Annotated in this window: 18 protein-coding genes; 8 read left to right on the forward strand and 10 right to left on the reverse strand. The window is 59.2% G+C overall.

What is annotated here, in order from left to right; genetic code table 11:
• The first annotated feature begins 701 nt into the window (after window positions 1–701).
• From JHD62_RS02230 to JHD62_RS02250, 5 genes are all read left to right on the forward strand, one after another.
• Window positions 702–2078 (forward strand): peptide MFS transporter, encoded by a 1377-nt coding sequence (locus JHD62_RS02230; RefSeq protein WP_167552785.1) that lies wholly within the window; start codon window positions 702–704, stop codon window positions 2076–2078.
• Between the two features lie 153 nt (window positions 2079–2231).
• Entirely contained in the window at window positions 2232–3704 is a 1473-nt protein-coding gene (locus JHD62_RS02235; RefSeq protein ID WP_199101595.1) for a glycosyltransferase family 39 protein, read from the forward strand.
• Window positions 3701–4732, forward strand: a complete 1032-nt coding sequence (locus JHD62_RS02240) for a glycosyltransferase family 2 protein (protein WP_233160534.1) — start codon at window positions 3701–3703, stop codon at window positions 4730–4732. The genes JHD62_RS02235 and JHD62_RS02240 overlap by 4 nt, the downstream gene beginning before the upstream one ends.
• Complete coding sequence (locus JHD62_RS02245; RefSeq protein WP_199101596.1) at window positions 4729–5118, forward strand: GtrA family protein; 390 nt, start codon at window positions 4729–4731, stop codon at window positions 5116–5118. Before JHD62_RS02240 ends, JHD62_RS02245 begins: the two co-directional genes overlap by 4 nt.
• Window positions 5115–5921 carry a ChbG/HpnK family deacetylase gene (locus JHD62_RS02250; RefSeq protein WP_199101597.1) on the forward strand — a complete coding sequence of 269 codons (807 nt, stop codon included), beginning with the start codon at window positions 5115–5117 and terminating at the stop codon, window positions 5919–5921. Before JHD62_RS02245 ends, JHD62_RS02250 begins: the two co-directional genes overlap by 4 nt.
• Here the strand turns inward: JHD62_RS02250 and JHD62_RS02255 are convergent.
• Both JHD62_RS02255 and JHD62_RS02260 read right to left on the reverse strand, forming a co-directional pair.
• Window positions 5918–6595, reverse strand: coding sequence for a TIGR01621 family pseudouridine synthase (locus JHD62_RS02255; protein ID WP_199101598.1), 678 nt, complete (start codon window positions 6593–6595; stop codon window positions 5918–5920). The genes JHD62_RS02250 and JHD62_RS02255 overlap by 4 nt on opposite strands.
• Before the next feature lie 44 nt (window positions 6596–6639).
• Complete coding sequence (locus JHD62_RS02260; RefSeq protein ID WP_045845740.1) at window positions 6640–7125, reverse strand: acyl-CoA thioesterase; 486 nt, start codon at window positions 7123–7125, stop codon at window positions 6640–6642.
• 281 nt (window positions 7126–7406) lie between these two features.
• On the opposite strand from JHD62_RS02260, the gene JHD62_RS02265 reads away from it, so the two are divergent.
• On the forward strand, window positions 7407–8036 hold the full coding sequence (locus JHD62_RS02265) for a putative metalloprotease CJM1_0395 family protein (RefSeq protein ID WP_197077117.1): 630 nt from the start codon (window positions 7407–7409) through the stop codon (window positions 8034–8036).
• A gap of 153 nt (window positions 8037–8189) precedes the next feature.
• Here JHD62_RS02265 and JHD62_RS02270 read toward each other — a convergent pair whose 3' ends face one another.
• A complete protein-coding gene (locus tag JHD62_RS02270) occupies window positions 8190–8873 on the reverse strand; it encodes an LrgB family protein (RefSeq protein WP_233160536.1) in 684 nt (227 codons plus the stop codon).
• A 1-nt stretch (window position 8874) separates the two neighbouring features.
• A complete protein-coding gene (locus JHD62_RS02275) occupies window positions 8875–9294 on the reverse strand; it encodes a CidA/LrgA family protein (protein WP_045845620.1) in 420 nt (139 codons plus the stop codon).
• A gap of 105 nt (window positions 9295–9399) precedes the next feature.
• On the opposite strand from JHD62_RS02275, the gene JHD62_RS02280 reads away from it, so the two are divergent.
• The gene (locus JHD62_RS02280) at window positions 9400–10290 is read left to right on the forward strand and encodes a LysR family transcriptional regulator (protein ID WP_045845738.1); all 891 of its coding nucleotides are present in this window, start codon (window positions 9400–9402) and stop codon (window positions 10288–10290) included.
• Window positions 10287–10739 (forward strand): LEA type 2 family protein, encoded by a 453-nt coding sequence (locus JHD62_RS02285; RefSeq protein ID WP_199101599.1) that lies wholly within the window; start codon window positions 10287–10289, stop codon window positions 10737–10739. Before JHD62_RS02280 ends, JHD62_RS02285 begins: the two co-directional genes overlap by 4 nt.
• A 5-nt stretch (window positions 10740–10744) precedes the next feature.
• Here JHD62_RS02285 and JHD62_RS02290 read toward each other — a convergent pair whose 3' ends face one another.
• The 6 genes from JHD62_RS02290 to odhB form a co-directional block, all read right to left on the reverse strand.
• The gene (locus JHD62_RS02290; protein ID WP_045845618.1) at window positions 10745–11179 is read right to left on the reverse strand and encodes a hypothetical protein; all 435 of its coding nucleotides are present in this window, start codon (window positions 11177–11179) and stop codon (window positions 10745–10747) included.
• 170 nt (window positions 11180–11349) lie between these two features.
• Window positions 11350–12234: a succinate--CoA ligase subunit alpha gene (gene sucD, locus JHD62_RS02295; RefSeq protein WP_045845617.1), complete on the reverse strand. Its 885-nt coding sequence runs from the start codon at window positions 12232–12234 to the stop codon at window positions 11350–11352.
• Window positions 12235–12261: 27 nt separating this feature from the next.
• Window positions 12262–13431, reverse strand: coding sequence for an ADP-forming succinate--CoA ligase subunit beta (gene sucC / locus JHD62_RS02300; RefSeq protein WP_045845616.1), 1170 nt, complete (start codon window positions 13429–13431; stop codon window positions 12262–12264).
• Between the two features lie 200 nt (window positions 13432–13631).
• Entirely contained in the window at window positions 13632–15065 is a 1434-nt protein-coding gene (gene lpdA / locus JHD62_RS02305) for a dihydrolipoyl dehydrogenase (RefSeq protein ID WP_045845615.1), read from the reverse strand.
• 13 nt (window positions 15066–15078) lie between these two features.
• Window positions 15079–15264, reverse strand: coding sequence for a hypothetical protein (locus JHD62_RS02310; protein ID WP_045845614.1), 186 nt, complete (start codon window positions 15262–15264; stop codon window positions 15079–15081).
• Between the two features lie 71 nt (window positions 15265–15335).
• Window positions 15336–16586 carry a 2-oxoglutarate dehydrogenase complex dihydrolipoyllysine-residue succinyltransferase gene (gene odhB, locus JHD62_RS02315; RefSeq protein WP_199101600.1) on the reverse strand — a complete coding sequence of 417 codons (1251 nt, stop codon included), beginning with the start codon at window positions 16584–16586 and terminating at the stop codon, window positions 15336–15338.
• Between the last annotated feature and the right edge of the window lie 32 nt (window positions 16587–16618).

Raw genomic sequence — 16618 nt, forward strand, 5'->3', positions numbered from 1 at the left:
GCGCGACAAAGCCAGAGATGTGATTCAGATAGAAAAATGAATGCAGCAGAATGCAGCCGTGATGCGGCTACAGAGGGAGATCAGCGACGGGGAAAGTCGTAGGCCAGCACGATGTCGAGGGTAAACCAGTTTTTGGGCAGGCTACCATGGTTGGCAGCCGTCCGGGTCAAGCTTGCCAACGTGTTCATGTGAAACACCTTAGTAAAAATCATTGCCGGATGGCGCGGCCAGATTACCTCTTGGCAGTTTTCATCGCAAGAAAATTGTCAACCATCCATCCAGACAGTCAATCCAGTGTGACCGTGATGCCACGCCAACACAGCACTACCCTCTCCCGGCACAGCTTTCCATGTCCTTGTGTCAGCACCATCAGCACAGCTCTGCCTTTAGTCTGTCAGCCCCGGTTCCACCATGCGCAAGGCTGTAGCGTTTTGCGCGATTTACCACAGCCCGATAGTGGAAACCATCGTCTTCAAACCAACAAGCAACAGGAAAATTCCCTTTCCATTGAAATACTTGCCGCATATCAAACCATGAATATCAATTTTCTCTTATACTGCACAACATGCAAAATATGCAGCACAAACACTCCACAGAGAGTGATTATGTCGCTACTATCGCCGCCTGCTTGAAATAGCAAGCAATAAAATATCACAACAAGCCATCGACAGATGGCATCCCAAGCTGCACAAGGAATGTCTATGACCACCCAATCCCATCCCAAAGGGCTGTATCTGCTCTTTGTCACCGAGATGTGGGAGCGCTTCAGCTACTACGGCATGCGCGCCATTTTTGTCCTGTTCATGATCAAGGCCCTGATGTTTGACAAGGCACACGCCGCTGACATCTATGGCAGCTATACCGGCCTGGTTTATCTCACGCCCCTGATTGGCGGCTACATTGCAGACCGCTACTGGGGGAATCGCCGCTCCATCCTGACCGGCGGCGTCCTGATGGCGTGTGGCCAGTTCCTGCTGTTCTGTTCCGGCAGCCTGCATGCCAGCAATGTGCCGCTGGCTTCCAGCTTGCTGTATGCCGGCCTTGGCCTGCTGATTGCCGGCAATGGTCTGTTCAAACCCAATATTTCCTCCATGGTGGGTCAGCTTTATGCACCGGACGACAAACGGGTGGATTCGGCCTTTACCATTTTCTACATGGGCATCAATGCCGGCTCGCTGATCGCCCCGCTCATTTGCGGCACCCTGGGTGATACCGGCAATCCGGATGACTTCAAATGGGGCTTCCTGGCGGCTGGCTGCGGCATGCTGTTCAGCCTGCTGGTTTTCAGCCTGTTCAAGCACAAATATCTGGTGACCCCGGAGGGCAAGCCCATCGGGCTGGCACCGCAGCGCCATCACGCCAGTGGTGAAAAGGTGGTCCATGCGCCGCTGACGCGGGTGGAAAAGGAACGCCTGGCCGTCATCCTGATTGTCTCGGCCTTTGTGATCTTCTTCTGGTCGGCCTTCGAGCAGGCCGGTGCCTCGCTGACCTTCTTTGCCGAAGAGCAGACCAACCGCAATTTGCTGGGCTTTACCGTTCCTGCCTCCTACTTCCAGTCCGTCAATCCGATTTCGGTGGTCATTTTTGCCCCGCTGTTTGCCATGCTGTGGACCTGGCTTGGCAAGCAAGGCCGCGAGCCGGCCTCGCCGGTAAAGATGGCGCTGGGCCTGTTGTTCCTGGCCATTGGCTATCTGGTCATCGCATTCGGGGTGGATGGGCTGGAACCTGGCGTCAAGGTCAGCATGCTGTGGCTGGTCAGCCTGTATGTGCTGCACACCTTTGGTGAACTGTGTCTGTCGCCAATCGGCCTGTCGCTGGTGGTAAAGCTGTCACCGGCACGCTTTACCAGCCTGATGATGGGCATCTGGTTCCTCTCCAATGCCGCTGCCAACAAGCTGGCTGGCACCCTGTCCGAGCTGTACCCGGACCCGGCCAAGCCTGCCCCGCATTTGTTGGGTTACGCCATCAACAATCTGCATGACTTCTTCATGGTGTTTGTGGTCATGGCCGGTATTGGCGCACTGATCCTGTTCCTGCTGTCCAGCAAACTGAAAAAGATGATGCACGGCCTGCAATAAGCCAGCGCACCCTGCCAGACAGCAGCGCCGCCCAAGGGCGGCGTTTTGCATGTGGCCTGGCGGGTGCTTAAGACTAAAACAAGGCTGGCATGGTAAGCTGTGCGGGTTTTTTTCGACTTTGCCCAGCCGCCCAAAGCGTGCTCACCGGACTTCATGAAACCGTCCTCCCACACACAATGGCAACGCCTTGCCGTTTATGTTCTGGCCGCTTTGCTGCTGATTCGTCTGCTGGCAATGTGGGCCATTCCGCTGACCGACACCACCGAAGCCCGCTATGCGGAAATTGCCCGCAAGATGCTGGAAACCGGCAACTGGGTAACCTTGTGGCACGACTATGGCATTCCATTCTGGGCCAAGCCGCCGCTGTCCACCTGGACTTCCGCCGCCAGCATGGGCTTGTTCGGCGTCAATCCGCTGGCGGCCCGACTGCCCGCCTTGCTGCTGTCCATCGCAGTGCTGTGGCTGGTGGCCGATGCCGCCCGGCAACGGCTGGGACGTGAAGCCGGACTGGCTGCAGCACTGATTCTGGCTGGCAGCCTGCTGTTTTTCGCAGCAGCCGGCACCGTGATGACCGACCCGTCGCTGATGTTCTGCGTCGCCTTGTCCCAGTTGTCGTTCTGGCATGCCATGCAGGGGCGCGGCACCCGCTGGGGCTATCTGTTTTTTGCCGGCCTGGGGCTTGGCCTGCTGGCCAAGGGGCCGCTGGCGATTGTACTGGTTGGCATGCCGATATTCTTCTGGGTATTGCTGCGCAATGGCTGGAAAACCATGTGGCAACGCCTGCCCTGGATCAGCGGCAGCCTGCTGATGCTGGCCATCGCCCTGCCCTGGTATCTGCTGGCGGAATACCGCACGCCAGGCTTCCTCAATTACTTCATCATGGGCGAGCATGTCAGCCGCTTCCTCGACCCGGGCTGGAAGGGTGACAAATACGGCTATGCCCATGCCACCCCGCGCGGCATGATCTGGCTGTACTGGCTGGGGGCCATTTTCCCCTGGTCGCTGGCCATGCTGGTCTGGCTGGCACGTCATGGCAAAAACATGCTGAAGCGCAGTGCCGATACCGATGGCTGGCGCTTGTATGTCTTGCTGTGGAGCCTGATGACGCTGCTGTTCTTTACCATTTCCGGCAATATCATCTTCCCTTATCCGCTGCCCATGCTGCCGGGTTGTGCCTTGCTGTTTGCCACCTTGTGGCAAGGCTGCCGCCAGCCGCAGCAAGGCAGCAGCCTGCCCTGGCTTGCCATGGTGTCCGGCGTATTGTTGCTGCTGGCCGTTGCACTGCAATGGACGCAGGGACAGCGTTACTTCCGCACGCAACAGCTGGTGATTGCTGCCTGGCAACAACAGCAACCGGCAGCGGGCAGCACGCTGGTTTTCTGGGATAGCCGCCGTGAGTTCTCCGCCGAGTTCTACAGCGAAGGCAAGGTCAAGACCACGCAACAGCCGCAGGTTCTGCGCCAGTTGCTGACAGAAGGTCACAGCCATTTCATTGTTACCGAGCAGCGCGACCTGCCCAGCCTGCCTGCCGATATCAAGCAGCGCTTCAAGCCGATTGCCAGCTTTACCGTGATGAAGGACCAGATGCTGCTGCTGCGCGAACAAGCCAGCGGATCAACGCCATGAATAACAAGGAGACGCCGATGACCACTACGCCACCTAGCGCCTTCGTCCCACCGTTCCTCTTGCAACAACGGGCGGCTGCACGACCGGCCGACCCGCTGGTCAGCTGCATCTTGCCGGCCTACAACGAGAGCGAAAACATCGTCCCCATGCTGCAAACCCTGCATGGTTTGCTGACTGAAGCAGGGTTTCGCCACGAGCTGATCGTGGTGGATGACGGCAGCCGCGACAACACGGTGGAACAGGTCATGAGCCAGATCGACCTGCTGCCAGTGACGCTGATCCAGCTGTCGCGCAATTTCGGCAAGGAACTGGCACTGACTGCCGGCATCGACCACGCCCACGGCGATGTGGCCGTGCTGATCGATAGCGACTTCCAGCATCCGCCGGCCATGGTGCCGGAATTCCTGCGCCAGTGGCGTGCCGGCTACGACATGGTGTACAGCGTGCGCTCCAGTCGTGACACGGAAACCCTGGGCAAACGCCTGTTCACCCGCGTGTTCTACACCCTGCTCAACAGCGGTGCACGCCACAAGATTCCGGAAAACACCCAGGACTTCCGCGTGATGGACCGCTGTGTGCTGGACGCGCTGCGCCAGATGCCGGAGCGCAACCGCTTCATGAAAGGCCTGTACAACTGGGTGGGCTTTACCCAGCTACCGGTGGAAACGCATACCGAAGAGCGCCGGGCGGGCAAAAGCAGCTTCAACTTCTTCAGCCTGCTGAACCTGGGGCTGACCGGCCTCACTGCGTTTTCCAATGTGCCCTTGCGCATGTGGACGCTGATTGGCAGCGCCATCTCGCTGGCGTCCATCCTGTATGCTTCGTGGGAACTGCTGCACACCCTGCTGTTCGGCAACGACCAGCCCGGCTGGCCCACCCTGGCGGTGGCCGTGTCTTTTCTGGGTGGGGTCCAGCTGCTGTCCATCGGCATTCTGGGTGAATATATCGGCCGGATTTTCAGCGAAGTGAAGCAGCGTCCGATTTACCTGGTCAGCCGCGTCAGCCGCAGTACACAGGACCAGCAATGAACCGTGAGCTGCTGTGGTTTGGCATCATCGGCATCAGTGCCATGCTGGTGCATTTTCTGCTGGTGGCCGTGGTTCTGGTGCCAGTGGGCCTACCGCCCTTGCTGGCCAATATCCTGGCTTTCCTGCTGGCATTCCAGGTGAGCTACTGGGGGCATAGGCACAAGACATTCGAGGCCGCGCACGTACCGCACCGTCAGGCGCTGCCACGCTTTTTCATGGTGGCCTGCCTGAGCTTTGCCTTGAATGAAGCCATGTACTTCGTGCTGCTGCGCTTCACCCCGCTGGATTACCGTCTGTCCTTGCTGATCGTCCTGGCCACGGTAGCCGTGTTCACCTTTGTCTTCAGCAAGTTGTGGGCCTTTGCCGACAAGGAGCAAGCTGCATGACGCCGCGCCGCCTGACCTTGTGTGCCGATGACTATGCCCAATCGCCTGCCATCAGCCAGGGCATTGTTGCGCTGCTGCAGACAGGTCGGCTGTCCGCCACCAGCGTGATGACACAGTCCCCGCACTGGCCCGCGCTGGCAGCCCCTTTGCGCGAGCTGGAACAACAAGCCGACATCGGCCTGCATTTCAATCTCACCCACGACTTTGCCAATGGGCCGCAGCTGATCAAGCCCTTGTCGCACTGGCTGCTGCTCAGCCAGTTACGCTGTCTGTCTCGCACCGCCCTGCGCGACAGCCTGCTGCGACAGATCGACCTGTTCAGCCAGCAGCTGGGGCGCTTGCCGGACTTCATCGACGGCCATCAGCATGTGCATGCCTTGCCGGTGGTACGCGACGCCCTGTTCGACGCCATCGCCCTGCGCTGGACTGCAAACAGCAAACCCTATCTGCGCGCGCCGGAGCGTCTGGGTCACCCGGGTGACAGCCGTCTGAAAGCGCTGGTGTTGCAACAGGTATGCCGTGGTTTTGCCTCTACTGCCGAGCAAAAAGGCCTGCACTGCAATCAGTGGTTTGCCGGCCTGTATGCCTTACAGCCGGAAGCCGGTTTTGCCGGGCTGATGCGGCAATGGCTGAACAGCTGCCCCGATGGCGGGCTGATGATGTGTCACCCCGGCCTGCCGGCCAGCGATGCCAGCGACCCGATTGCCGCTGCGCGCGCGGTGGAATACCGCCATCTCTCCAGTCAGGCCTTTGCCGATGATTGCCAGCAGGCCGGAATAACCCTGGGAAGGTTCCAACACTAGATTTTCGGCCAGGCCAGCGCCCACGGTGCGCTGGCTTCGCGTTGCAGGCAGGTGTGCAGTGCCTCGCTCACAAACTCGGTTCCATGGTCTGGCGGACAGACAAAACTGAAAGCCTCGCCATCCAGCATGAAGCGCAAGGCATAGGCGTGCAGATAAGCCCGGTCTGCCGGGCTGCCGCCATACAGGACATCGCCCAGAATCGGGGCGGATTGCGACTTCATCGCCACGCGCAGCTGGTGGGTCTTGCCACTGTGTGGCCGCAACAGGAACAGGCGCAAACCCGGCTGTACCGAGAAGCTGAAGAACTGGGTAATGGCCGGATTCTGCACGGCAGGAAGCAAGCGCCATGCGCCACCCCGGCCCTTTTCCATATCGCCCTTGATCAGGCCCTGCTTCTTTTGCGGTTTGCGGTCCGACAGCGCCAGATAGTATTTCTCCACCGCATGGTCGGCAAAGGCGCTGCCAAACTGGCTGGCCACCTGACTGGAACGGGCCAGCAGAATCAGGCCGGAAGTCACCCGGTCCAGGCGGTGGACCGGCCATACTGCGTCGTCACTCAAACCCGCACGCACCGCGTCCAGCAAGCCGTCTTCCTCCCCTTCGCGGTGAAAACTCACACCGGCATGCTTGTTGATCAGATAAAAGCGCGGGTCGCTGTACAGCAGGCTAAACATGGGATGACACCTGGAGGAATGAACAAGGCGGCGATTCTACGCGTTCAGCACGGATCGCTGGTTTTTTGCTGTGCTTCCATGCGCAATTTCTTGCGGATTTCCGCGTCGCGGAAGCGCTTTTTCTGTTCATCCGTTTCCAGGCTCAAGGGCGGCACGGCCACTGCCTTGCCGTTTTCAAACGCCACCATGGTGAAATAGCAGCTATTGGTATGGCGCACCGAGCGCTGCTGGATGTCTTCTGCCACCACCTTGATGCCGATTTCCATCGAGGTGCGCCCCACATGATTCACGCTGGCCATGAAGGTCACCAGCTCGCCCACATGGATGGGCTGCTTGAACAACACCTGATCCACCGACAAGGTCACCACATAGCAGCCGGCATAGCGGCTGGCACAGGCATAGGCCACCTGGTCCAACAGTTTCAGCAGCACGCCGCCATGGACATTGCCGGAGAAGTTGGCCATATCCGGCATCATCAATACCGACATCACCAGTTCACGCTGGTTTTCCTGATTTACCTGTTGTTGCATGCTGTGGATTTCCTGAAATTCATCATGACCGCAAGGCGCGGCGGCCTGCTGCGGCAAGAATGCTCATCCGGCCGATAAAGCCAGAGAACGCGAACAGGCCTCATTCTGCCGCAGTCCTCGCAGGCTGTCGCGGGCGATCCGGCCACAGCGCTTGCCGCAGCACCTGCCCACAGTGCGTTTCTGCCAGCCACGAAAGTTGAAATTGCAAGAATAGCTGTTTGCATTCAATGCATTAAGGCAAGTACTGCACTAGAATGAAGTGAATCCGGATCATGCGTATCATGAGTCTATCGTCCATCAATGCCAGCTCAGGCTATGGCATCAGCACACTGTCGCAACACGGGCCCAATTGCACCTGTGCGGCTTGCACTGCTGCGCGCATGGCGTCGATTGCCACGCCAGTGCCGGGCGTAAGCACCCCTTCCCCTTCTGCCATTTACCAGGGCAGTACCCTCACTCCGGACCAACAAAAGCAACTGGATGAACTGCGCGCGCGTGATAGCGATGTCCGCCAGCACGAGCAGGCGCATATGGCAGCGGGTGGCGCACTGGTCAGCGGTGGTGCCAATTACAGTTATCAGGAAGGGCCGGACGGCAAGCAGTATGCCATCGGCGGGGAAGTCAGCATCCGGCTGGCCAGCGGGCAAAGCCCGCAGGAAACCCTGGCCAATGCCAGACAGGTGGCTGCAGCCGCCCTGGCGCCGGTAGACCCTTCCGGGCAGGACCGCGCCGTTGCAGCCGAAGCTGAGCAGATGGCGCGCGAAGCACAAAGCCAGATCGACAAGCAGCAACAGCAGCAACTGCAGGCTGCACAGAACAACCCTGCCATCGCCACCACCAAGGCCATTTTTGCTGCCTTGAGCGGCAAGCCGGACAGCAGCAAGGGCAGCAGCATCGATACCTTTGCCTGATTCGCTCCATCCCCGCGCGACAAAAAAAATGGGCTGACCGGATAGGGTCAGCCCGAACAACGCTCGTTTTGGGAGGACAACAAGAGGAGAGACACCACACACCACTCCCGATGGCATGGGCTTACTACAGAGAAATCTTCAATCCGGCCCGCATTACACAAACCAGGCAATCAGTGGGGCGGCAAACACCGTGGCAATACCACCCAGCATCATGGTCAGGCTGGCCACCACACCTTCTTCGGCACCCAGCTCGTTGGCCTTGGCAGTACCGGCACCATGTGCGGCAGCACCCAGCAAAGCCCCCTTGGCCAGTCGTGAACGCAAGGGCAACAGCATCAGCATCAGTTCACCCAGCAACATGCCGGCCACACCGGTAATCACCACAAACACCGCGGTCAGGTCCGGCGGAGCACCAATACTCGATGCCGTGGCCATGGCAAACGGTGTACTGATGGACCGTGGCGCCAGGCTTTTCTGCAACAGCTCGGACAAACCGAAAGCGCGCGCCAGCCATACCGAACTCATCACGGCCACCGGCATGGCAACCAGCACCCCGCAGCTCAGCGACAGCGCATGCTTGCGTATCACTTGGCGCTGCTCGTAAATCGGAATGGCAAATGCCACCGTTGCCGGGCCAAGCAACCAGCTCAGCCAGTGCGTATCCTGAAAGTAGGTGTGGTAAGGAATATGCCCCACCACCACCGCACCAATCACCAGCAAGGGAACCGCCAACAACGGTGCGGTCCACCAGTTACCCGTGCGGCGATACAGCTTCTTTGCCAGCCAGTACAACACCAGCGTCAACACCAGACAGCCAAATGCCAGCAGGTTTTCCATCTCACAACACTCCATGCTGTCGTTTGCGACGTTTCAGCATGATTTCGAATTTGTAACCTGCATCCACCACCAGCGAAGTCACGGTCATCACCAGTACGGTAGACAACAGGATCACCAGCACAATGCGCAGGCCGATGCTGCCCATCAGTTGCGGGTACTGCACCACGGCAACGGTAGCCGGAATGAAAAACAGCAACATTTCGGCCAACAGCCAGCGAGCCCCGCTCTTGCACCAGGCCAGTGGCAACCAGCCCAGGGCAAGTGCAGCCAGCACCAGGAACATGCCCAGCACACCAGCCGGAATTTCCGGCACATAAGCGTGGCTCAGGCGACTGGCCAGCAGCCACACCAGGCAGAGCATCAGCACTTGCAATACAGTGGCCAGGCTTTGCTTTACGGCAGGGTCGGACAGGCGTTTCATGGTGCGCTCGCTCCATCAGCAGCAACGAGTACCGAGTATAGTCGCGCCCATTTCATTCAAAAAATGAATTAAAATTATCTGACTCATTCTTAAATGGAATTGATCATGGACATTCGCGCCTTGCGTTACTTTGTGGAAGTGGTGAAACGTCACAGCTTTACCAAGGCTGCCGATGCACTGTTTGTCACCCAGCCCACCATCAGCAAAATGGTGAAGCAGCTGGAAGAAGAGCTGGGTACACCGCTGATCATCCGGGAAGGTCGCAGCTTCCGGCTGAGTGATGCCGGCAAGGTGGCGTTCGAGCGCGGCATGGATGTGCTGTCCGCCATGAACCAGCTGAAGAACGAACTGAATGACCTGGCCGGCCTCACCCGTGGCGAACTGGTGGTTGGCCTGCCGCCCATGGTGGGTGTGGCGTTTTTCGCCCCGGTAGTGGGTGCCTTTCGCGAACGCTACCCAGGCATCGAGCTGAAGATGGTGGAAGACGGTGCACTGGCCATTGAAAACAGCGTACGCAGTGGCGAACTGGAAATCGGCGTTGCCGTACTGCCGGTGGACAACAGTTTCTTTCAGCAATTTGCCGTGGTGCGCGACCCGCTGTGCCTGATTGCACCGGCCGGTTCGCCCTGGCATGGACGCTCGTCCATTACCCTGCCGGAAATTGCCGATCAGAACTTTGTGCTGTACCCGGAAGACTTCACCTTGTCCAGCCGCATCAGCCACGCCTTCCGTGAAATGGGCAAGCCGCTGAACATTGTCGGGCGCAGCGCACACTGGGATTTCATTGTCGAACTGGTAAATGCACGACTGGGCGTCACCCTGCTACCCCGTTCGGTGGTAGAACGGCTGGACCGGAAGGAATACGACGTGATTCCGGTTTCCAACCCCTGGCTGATCTGGCATCTGGCCTTGATCTGGCAGCAAGGCGGCTATCTGTCCCATGCGGCCCGCGCCTGGATCGCCGTCACGCAGGATGTACTGGGAGGATTGCAATGAAACGCCATGGACTGGCAGGACTGCTCACCCTGTTGCTTTGCCTGTGGCTGACAGGCTGCGGCACCTTTGGACTGAAAAAGCCGCAAGTCAGCCTGGTGGATATCCGCCCGGCGGCATCTACCCTGCTGGAGCAGAATTTCGACCTTACCCTGCGTTTGCAGAACCCCAACAGCGTGCCATTGCATGCCAGCGGGCTCAGTTTTGACCTGAGCGTAGCCGGCCAGCACATGGCCAGCGGGGTAAGCAATCAGGCCATCAATGTGGCCGCGCTGGGCGAAAGCGAAATCAAGGTCAGGGTGCATACCTCGCTGGGCAGCTGGCTGAAGCAGCTGGGCAAGGCATTGCAGGGCGATGGCAAACTGGAATACCAGCTGCAAGGCCGGCTGGAGGACTTGCAAGGCATTGCCAGCCTGCCGTTCAGCAGTAAGGGGGAATGGAAGCTGCCATAGGCAAATTACTGCCGGGGGGCGGCCACGCAGTCGTTGCCGTCAAAGCTGACGGATTCGATCAGCTGGGTCTGGGCATTCACCACGAAATTGGTGGTACAGCTGTAGTGCATGACGCCACCACCGATGCTGCCATCGTAAACCCAGCGCCCCGGCGTTTCGATCACCCGGCTCTGGCCGTTTTCCGTCACGGTAAAGCGGCTGCCCGGCTCGAAGCGGCGGTTGTCAAAATACGGTTGCTGCTGGGTATAGGACTTGCTGTAGGTATACAGCGTATTGCCATTGGGCATGGTCATGCTCTTGCTGGGTGCACCCCATTGCGCCAACAAGGTATTGGCATCCTTGCCCTGCCAGTAATACACCTTCTGTGCATACCCCTCTCGGGTGGGGAAACTGCTGCAGGCGCTGGTGGCAAGCACCAGCAGACAAAGCCAGTAGCGCATGGTTTTTCCTCTTCTCATTCAGCTGTCGCCAGTTTCTTCGGACCAACCAGCGACCTTGCAGTTCTACCATAAACTGCATCATCCTGGCAGCCATGCGTCCATTGCGGGCTGGCACATAAAAAAACGCCACCCGAAGGTGGCGTTTTTGCTGCAGCAAGTGAAACCTGCGATCAGATCATGCCCTTGGACTTCAGCAGTTCGAACATGGTCTTGCCGATTTCGGCCGGGCTGCGGGTGTAGGCGATGCCAGCCTTCTCGAAGGCCTTGAACTTCTCTTCGGCAGTACCCTTGCCGCCAGAGATGATGGCACCGGCGTGGCCCATGCGCTTGCCCTTGGGAGCAGTCACACCGGCGATGTAGCCGACTACCGGCTTGGTCACGTAGGCCTTGGCAAATTCAGCAGCTTCTTCTTCTGCGGTGCCACCGATTTCACCGATCATCACGATGGCGTCGGTATCCGGATCGTCCTGGAACAGCTTCAGGGCGTCGATGTGGCTGGTACCCGGGATCGGGTCGCCGCCGATACCGATGCAGGTGGACTGACCCAGACCCAGGGCAGTGGTTTGTGCCACGGCTTCGTAGGTCAGGGTGCCGGAACGGGAAACGATACCGATGCGGCCCGGATTGTGGATGTGCCACGGCATGATGCCGATCTTGCACTCACCCGGGGTGATGATACCCGGGCAGTTCGGGCCGATCAGGCGGATGCCGGCTTCGTCCACGGCTTTTTTCACGTACAGCATGTCCAGGGTGGGCACGCCTTCGGTGATGCAGACAATCAGCTTCACGCCGCTGTCGATGGCTTCCAGGATGGAATCCTTGGCAAAAGCGGCCGGTACGTAGATAACCGAAGCATCCGCCTGGGTTTGACGCACAGCGTCCTTCATGGTGTTGAACACCGGCAGGCCCAGATGCTCGGAACCGCCCTTGCCCGGGGTCACGCCACCCACAACCTTGGTGCCAACCTTCAGCGCCTGTTCGGCGTGGAAGGTACCATTCTTGCCGGTGAAACCTTGCACCAGCACTTTGGTGTCTTTGTTTACCAATACGCTCATTTTGAAATCCTTATGCGGTGCAGGTGATTAAAGCGCAGCAACGGCAGCAACGATCTTCTCGGCTGCGTCGTTCAGGCCCTGGGCGGAAACCAGCTTCAGGCCGGATTCGTCCAGAATCTTGGCGCCCAGCTCGGCGTTGTTGCCTTCCAGGCGCACAACAACCGGCACGGTCACGTTCACTTCCTTCACCGCGGCGATGATGGCTTCGGCAATCATGTCGCAACGTACAATGCCGCCGAAGATGTTGATCAGCACGCCCTTGACCGAATCATCGGCCAGGATCAGCTTGAAGGCTTCGATCACGCGGTCCTTGGTGGCACCACCACCCACGTCCAGGAAGTTGGCCGGCTGGCCACCCTTCAGCTTGATGATGTCCATGGTGGCCATGGCCAGGCCGGCACCGTTCACCATGCAGCCGATATTGCCTTCCAGGGCAACGTAGTTCAGGTCGAATTCGGAAGCTTTCACTTCGCGCTCGTTTTCCTGCGACTTGTCGCGCTGGGCCAGCAGGGCCGGGTGACGGTACAGGGCGTTGGAGTCCAGGTTGATCTTGCCATCAACGCAGGCCAGTTCGCCGTTTTCACGCAGTGCCAGCGGGTTTACTTCGAACAGGGCGAAGTCGTTTTCCACGAAAGCCTGGTAAGCGCCCAGCATCAGCTTGCTGAAGGCAGCGATTTGCGAACCGGACAGACCCAGGGCAAACGCGGCATCACGCGCCTGGAACGGCTGCATGCCGACCAGCGGGTTGATTTCGATCTTGATGATCTTTTCCGGGGTTTCTTCGGCTACTTTTTCGATTTCCACACCGCCTTCGGTGGACACCATGAACACAACGCGCTGGCTGCCACGGTCCACTACGGCGCCCAGGTACAGTTCGCGCTGTACCGGGTACATGTCTTCGCATACCAATACGCTGTTGACCGGCTGGCCGGCTGCGTCGGTCTGATAGGTCACCAGGTTGGTGCCGATCAGGCTCTTGGCGACTTCAGCGGCTTCTTCGCGGGTCTTTACCACTTTGACACCACCGGCCTTGCCACGGCCACCGGCATGTACCTGGGCCTTGACGACGGCAAACTTGCCGCCCAGTTGGTCATAAGCGGCAGCGGCTTCTTCCGGCGTGGTGGCCAGAATGCCCTTTTGTACCGGCAAGCCGTATTTGGCCAGCAGCTCTTTCGCTTGGTATTCGTGCAGGTTCATCTATGGTTTCCTTTCGGTGGAAATGATGGCGGGCCCTGTCTGGCCAACGTCTCTATTCCTTGGTCGCTTCCTCAACCCTAATGTATCGGGGCGGAACTGTTCTCGCGGCAGCCCCTGCTCCCATACCCTCTTTGCAAATCTGCCCGACAGTTACCGGGCAGATTCATGGGGCCGTGTCATTGTACACGGCCCCGCAGCACTTAGCCGTGCAATGCGCGCTTGTCAGCAGCCAGTGCAGCTTCGTGTACCACTTCCGACAGGCTGGGGTGTGCGTGGACAATGCGCGCCAGGTCTTCGCTGGCGGCCTTGAATTCCATCGATACCACGCCTTCGGTCACCAGTTCGGACACCATCGGGCCGATCATGTGCAGGCCAAGGATGCGGTCGGTCTTGGCATCGGCCAGGATCTTGACCGTACCCTGCGCCTGACCCAGACCCAGCGCGCGACCGTTGGCGGCGAAACCGGAGGTGCCCTTCTTGTATTCGATGCCTTCAGCCTTGAGCTGCTCTTCGGTCTTGCCCACCCAGGCGATTTCCGGCGAGGTGTAAATCACCCACGGAATCACGCCGAAATCGACGTGCGGCTTCTGGCCGGCAATGCGTTCTGCCACGGCCACGCCTTCTTCGGAAGCCTTGTGCGCCAGCATCGGGCCACGCACCACGTCGCCAATCGCCCAGATGCCCGGCAGATTGGTGTGGCAGTGGTCGTCCACGGCAACAAAGCCACGCTCGTCCAGTTGCAGGCCAACGGCCTCGGCACCCAGACCGGCGGTGTTCGGCACGCGGCCGATGGAGACGATCAGCTTGTCAAATTCGGCGGCAACGGCTTCACCGTTCAGCTCGTAGTTGACGGTAACGTGCTTCTTGGTGGCCTTGATTTCGCCAATCTTCACGCCCAGCTTGATGTCCAGACCGGTGTCCTTGGTCAGGGTCTTGAAGGCTTCCTTGGCGATTTGCTGGTCGGCAGCGGCCAGGAAGGTCGGTGCGGCTTCCAGGATGGTCACTTCCGCGCCCAGACGCTTCCACACGCTACCCATTTCCAGACCGATCACACCGGCACCGATCACGCCCAGGCGTTTCGGTACGGCGGTCAGCGCCAGGGCACCTTCATTGTCCAGCACCATGTGGTTGTCGGTGGCCAGGCCCGGCAGCTGACGCGGGCTGGAACCGGTGGCGATGATGACATTGGTGGCTTCCAGCGTATCAACCACTGCGCCGTTGTCGGTGACTTCGATCAGCCACTTGTCGCCCTGACGGCCCTTGAGAGCAGCCAGACCGTGGATGTTGGCAACCTTGTTCTTCTTGAACAGGAAGCTGATACCGGCAGCGTTCTTGCTGATGATGCCGGTCTTGCGTTCCAGCATGGCGGCCACGTCCATCTTGGCACCGGACACGGTGATGCCGTGCTTGGCAAAGTCGTGTTGTACCGCGTGGAAGTTTTCCGAGGACTGCAGCAGTGCCTTGGACGGGATGCAACCCACGTTCAGGCAGGTACCACCCAGCGAAGGCTTGCCTTCCGGGTTTTTGAACGCATCGACGCAAGCGGTATTGAAACCCAGCTGGGCAGCACGAATGGCAGCCACATAACCGCCAGGGCCGCCACCGATCACAACTACATCAAACTGTTGGCTCATTGATTTTCCTTGATCAGGATTTGCCGACCTTGAACAGCAAGATCCCGAAAGCAATCATGAACACGGCAATGATGAGCTTTCCCACCAGGGTGTAACGGTCTTCGCGAATGCCGCGTTGCTGCTTCTTCCAAGTCAGTACCGCAATGGCGACCCCAGCCAGGATGGAAGCTACCGCATACAGCCAGTCAGGCAAAATCATCATTTCTCCGTTCACATTATTCAAAGTGGCCGCAAGCGAGCTTGCGGCCAACAGACATTACAGACCCGGTATTACAGGTCCAGGATCAGGCGGGCCGGATCTTCAATGGCGTCCTTGATGGCCACCAGGCTCAGTACCGCTTCGCGACCATCGATGATGCGGTGGTCGTACGACTGGGCAAGGTACATCATCGGGCGCACGACAACTTGACCATTCTCAACCACTGCGCGCTCCTTGGTGGCGTGCATGCCCAGAATGGCAGATTGCGGCGGGTTGATGATGGGGGTGGACATCATGGAACCGAAAGTACCGCCGTTGGAGATGGTGTAAGTACCACCGGTCAGTTCTTCCACGGTCAGCTTGCCTTCCTGGGCGCGCTTGCCGAAGTCGGCGATCTGTTTTTCGATTTCGGCCAGGCTCAGCTGGTCGGCATTGCGGATGACCGGAACCACCAGGCCACGCGGGCTGCCAACGGCCACACCGATGTCGAAGTAACCGTGATAAATGATGTTGTTGCCATCAACGGAAGCATTGACGATGGGGTATTTCTTCAGTGCGGCCACCACGGCCTTGACGAAGAAGCCCATGAAGCCCAGCTTCACGCCGTGTTCCTTCTCGAACTTGTCCTTGTAGCGCGCGCGCAGATCCATCAGCGGCTTCATGTTCACTTCGTTGAAGGTGGTGAGGATGGCGTTGGTCTGCTGGCTCATCACCAGACGCTCTGCCACGCGCTGACGCAGGCGGGACATCGGCACGCTCTGTTCCGGACGGTCGCCCAGTACGGCAGCCACGTTCACGGCAGCCGGGGTGGCTGCCAGGGCAGCACCAGCATTGCCAGCGTGCGCCAGTACCGGGCCGGCTTGCGACGGTGCAGCGGCAGCAGCCTGTACGTCTTCTTTCAGGACACGACCATCACGGCCGGTGCCGGTCACGTTGGCCAGGTTCACGCCGGTTTCGGCAGCCAGCTTGGCAGCGGACGGCATGGCAGCGCCACCCGGTGCAGCAGCCGGAGCAGCCTGTACCGGAGCCGGAGCGGCAGCAGCCGGGGCAGCAGCTACGGCAGCCGGGGCATCGCCAGCCTTGGCGGCGGTATCGATGCGGGCGATCAGCTGACCGGAAACCACGGTAGCGCCGTCCTGTTTGATGATTTCAACAATCACGCCAGCCTGCGGTGCCGGCAGTTCCAGCACAACCTTGTCGGTTTCCAGGTCGATGACGTTTTCGTCGCGATTGACGAAATCGCCAGCTTTCTTGTGCCAGCTCATCAGCGTGGCTTCGGAAACGGACTCGGGCAGTTGGGGGACTTTGACTTCAATAATCATGTTCTTCTCCAGAGCGGGGCGGTCATCCTGCC

This window comes from Aquitalea sp. ASV11 (genome assembly GCF_016429185.1).
Classification (GTDB): domain Bacteria; phylum Pseudomonadota; class Gammaproteobacteria; order Burkholderiales; family Chromobacteriaceae; genus Aquitalea; species Aquitalea pelogenes.

Bases quoted from the DNA above. Each gene is read 5' to 3' on its own strand.
- odhB (WP_199101600.1), bottom strand. From the start codon at position 16,586: ATGATTATTGAAGTCAAAGTCCCCCAACTGCCCGAGTCCGTTTCCGAA.
- JHD62_RS02280 (WP_045845738.1), top strand. From the start codon at position 9,400: ATGGACATTCGCGCCTTGCGTTACTTTGTGGAAGTGGTGAAACGTCAC.
- JHD62_RS02275 (WP_045845620.1), bottom strand. From the start codon at position 9,294: ATGAAACGCCTGTCCGACCCTGCCGTAAAGCAAAGCCTGGCCACTGTA.
- JHD62_RS02250 (WP_199101597.1), top strand. From the start codon at position 5,115: ATGACGCCGCGCCGCCTGACCTTGTGTGCCGATGACTATGCCCAATCG.
- JHD62_RS02290 (WP_045845618.1), bottom strand. From the start codon at position 11,179: ATGCGCTACTGGCTTTGTCTGCTGGTGCTTGCCACCAGCGCCTGCAGC.
- JHD62_RS02255 (WP_199101598.1), bottom strand. From the start codon at position 6,595: ATGTTTAGCCTGCTGTACAGCGACCCGCGCTTTTATCTGATCAACAAG.
- JHD62_RS02245 (WP_199101596.1), top strand. From the start codon at position 4,729: ATGAACCGTGAGCTGCTGTGGTTTGGCATCATCGGCATCAGTGCCATG.
- JHD62_RS02285 (WP_199101599.1), top strand. From the start codon at position 10,287: ATGAAACGCCATGGACTGGCAGGACTGCTCACCCTGTTGCTTTGCCTG.
- JHD62_RS02230 (WP_167552785.1), top strand. From the start codon at position 702: ATGACCACCCAATCCCATCCCAAAGGGCTGTATCTGCTCTTTGTCACC.
- JHD62_RS02270 (WP_233160536.1), bottom strand. From the start codon at position 8,873: ATGGAAAACCTGCTGGCATTTGGCTGTCTGGTGTTGACGCTGGTGTTG.
- JHD62_RS02240 (WP_233160534.1), top strand. From the start codon at position 3,701: ATGAATAACAAGGAGACGCCGATGACCACTACGCCACCTAGCGCCTTC.
- JHD62_RS02265 (WP_197077117.1), top strand. From the start codon at position 7,407: ATGAGTCTATCGTCCATCAATGCCAGCTCAGGCTATGGCATCAGCACA.
- JHD62_RS02260 (WP_045845740.1), bottom strand. From the start codon at position 7,125: ATGCAACAACAGGTAAATCAGGAAAACCAGCGTGAACTGGTGATGTCG.
- JHD62_RS02310 (WP_045845614.1), bottom strand. From the start codon at position 15,264: ATGATTTTGCCTGACTGGCTGTATGCGGTAGCTTCCATCCTGGCTGGG.
- lpdA (WP_045845615.1), bottom strand. From the start codon at position 15,065: ATGAGCCAACAGTTTGATGTAGTTGTGATCGGTGGCGGCCCTGGCGGT.
- JHD62_RS02235 (WP_199101595.1), top strand. From the start codon at position 2,232: ATGAAACCGTCCTCCCACACACAATGGCAACGCCTTGCCGTTTATGTT.
- sucC (WP_045845616.1), bottom strand. From the start codon at position 13,431: ATGAACCTGCACGAATACCAAGCGAAAGAGCTGCTGGCCAAATACGGC.
- sucD (WP_045845617.1), bottom strand. From the start codon at position 12,234: ATGAGCGTATTGGTAAACAAAGACACCAAAGTGCTGGTGCAAGGTTTC.